Origin of the sequence: uncultured Chitinophaga sp. (assembly GCF_937874145.1) — a bacterium.
Classification (GTDB): Bacteria; Bacteroidota; Bacteroidia; order Chitinophagales; family Chitinophagaceae; genus Chitinophaga.
Genome location: NZ_CALNBI010000067.1, coordinates 1 through 2,577, shown reverse-complemented (window position 1 = coordinate 2,577; position 2,577 = coordinate 1). Strand labels below are relative to the sequence as shown.

Below are 2,577 nucleotides of genomic sequence, written 5' to 3'. Positions count from 1 at the left end.
TTCGTGATGATGCAAGTTTTATACCGCCTCCGATACGAGATACAAGGTATTTATCGGAAAGGTGTGGTGCAGTCGTCAGGTAAAGAAGAAGGCCGCAGGATAAAGGTGGTGAATATCGTCAGTGCGATTACCGGGATGCTGGTGATCGTGTATGGCATTGCGTTTTACCTGTTATTGCATTCGCTGCTCATTCTTTTGCCCGCTTTGCTGGTGTTTGCCCCTGCATTTTTCGGGGTGGTGTGGCTGAACGGGAAGCGGCGGCATATGGAGGCCCGGGTGGCTATTCACGCTATATACATCGCGCTGATCCTTTATTACGGCAGCATATTGGGGCGGGTAACGGAGGTGCAGTTGCTGGCGGTGTTCCTTATGAGCGTGGCGCTCCTGATCTGGAAGCCCCAGGAAAAGGGGCCCCGCATCATCTGCGCGGCCATGCCCATCCTTTGTTTGGTTATTCTCGAGTTTATTTACTATTTTCATCTTGTAACTCCGCTTCCATTAAGCGAAACGACACAGAATATCTACCGTTGGATGGTGATGCCGGTTGTGCTATACCTGAATTACCTGGCCATCCATCTATATCAGGACAATATCATGGACCTGTTGCGGATATTGCGGAACAGGAATATGTCGCTCGCCAAAAGCCGCCGGGAAGTGGAGCGGCAACGCAAAGAACTGGAAAAATACAGCAAGGAACTGGAACTGCTCGTCCGCGAACGTACCTTAGCCCTCGTGAAGGCCAATACGGCCAAAACGCAATTCATCAGCGAACTGAGCCACGAGATCAGAACACCGCTGAACCTGATTGTAGGCATGACGGAGCTCCTCTGTGATACCCTTTCTTCCGGCGAGCCGGATGCTCCGCAGCAAGCCAGGCAAATGGCGCGGAACATGCAGGCGGCTGGCCATAATATCCTGGAACTTGTAAACCATGTGTTGGAATTGTCAAAGATAGAAGCCGGAAAAACCGATGAAGTAAAACCGGAGCCCTTTTCACTCAAAGACTGGCTCAGGCACACTGTCAGCATCTACCAAAGTGTTGCCAGCAAACAATCCGTAACCCTCCATCTCGAAGTAGACAGCCGGTTCCCGGAACTGATCCTTTGCGATAAGGTGATGCTGGGCCAGATCATCAACAATATCCTGTCCAACTCCATCAAATTCACGCCTTCGGGCAAGAATATACGCGTACGCTGCTTCCACCAGCAGAACCGCCTCTTCCTCCAGATCTGCGACGAAGGCAAAGGCATCCCCGCCGGCCAGCTGGACGCTATCTTCGAACCCTTCGAACAGGGCGACAGCGAACTGTACCGCGAATTCGGCGGCAGCGGGCTGGGCCTCGCCATCGCCAAGCGCAAAGCCGAAACCATGGGCGGCAATATCCAGGTGAGCAGTGTACCCGGAGAAGGGACCAACTTCGTGATCACCCTGCCGCTGCTCGTCAGCGAGGAAGTCAACGACCTTCCCAAACCTGCCGCACCGCTAACGTTACTCCCTGCAGACACTTCAGTGGTCGTAATGGACGATAACGAGTTCGACCACCTCATCATGAAACACTTCCTGGCCCGCATCGGCATTACCCGCGTCGCCTTCGCCGGCGATGGCGCCGAGGGGATCGAGCTGGCTCGCAAGACCATGCCCGATATCATTCTCATGGACCTTCATATGCCCGTGCTCAGCGGCAGGGAAACCTTCCTGGCCCTCCGGGCCGACGAGCAACTGCGCCATATTCCCGTGATCGCCGTATCCTCCGATGCTTTCAAGGAGCAGGAGGCAGCGTATATCCAGCTGGGTATGGACGGTTATCTCCGCAAGCCCGTAGACGGGAAGGTGTTGCATGCCGTTTTGGAGAAGCTGCTCCGTTTCGCGCCGCAGACCATGCCTGCCAAACTTTGCGGTATCCCACTGGATGCTCCGCGTTCCGCCTGAACAATTTTGTAAACTTCCCTCCGCGTTCCGTCGTCTTTGTGCGGCGGTTACGTAGTACTACTGATGGAACCGGTGGCCGGAAAGCCGTTGCAACCCGCCATAGCGGCGCTTCGGCATGATAAGCACGTGCCTGTACATTTCACTCAAAACCCTTTATGGGCCTATGTTTTGTGCTGTCATTACTCAGCGTCCCATTTTGACATATTGGAATTAAAAATCTCCTTCTCATTACCCCGCCTGTTCCCGGATCGGAACGGCAATCGTTTCTTGCTGTGTCTAAACCTTCATTTTATCAACCTAAAAGACGCTTATGAAACGATTGCTAATCATGTTAATCCTCACCGGTATCATGCCGGCCCTATTTGGGCAGGATGCGGTGCGGAAAGGCGTGGTGCTTGATGAAACGGGACTGCCGCTGGAGCGGGTCTCTGTTCAGATCAAGGGTACCACCTCCGGTACTTTCACCGATGCCAAAGGAGAATTTGCCCTCAAAGCGCCCGAAAGCGCTACCCTCGTTTTTACCATGGTCGGTTTCCTCCGTGCTGAAGCAGCCGCTTCGGCAGTGGCAGAAGGCTATGTTATCCGCCTCATGAAAGGTGAAGCGCAGCTGACGGAAGTAGTGGTAACGGCGCTCGGGGTGAACAGGAA

At 53.9% G+C, this 2,577-nt stretch carries 2 protein-coding genes; both read left to right on the top strand.

Features of this window, described 5'->3' with window-relative positions; genetic code table 11:
• The coding region (locus Q0510_RS03090) for an ATP-binding protein (RefSeq protein WP_298708140.1) at window positions 1-1,929 on the top strand (1,929 nt) is incomplete at its 5' end.
• A gap of 310 nt (window positions 1,930-2,239) precedes the next feature.
• Window positions 2,240-2,577 (top strand): carboxypeptidase-like regulatory domain-containing protein (locus tag Q0510_RS03085; protein ID WP_298708138.1); only part of this gene is annotated, 338 nt, incomplete at its 3' end.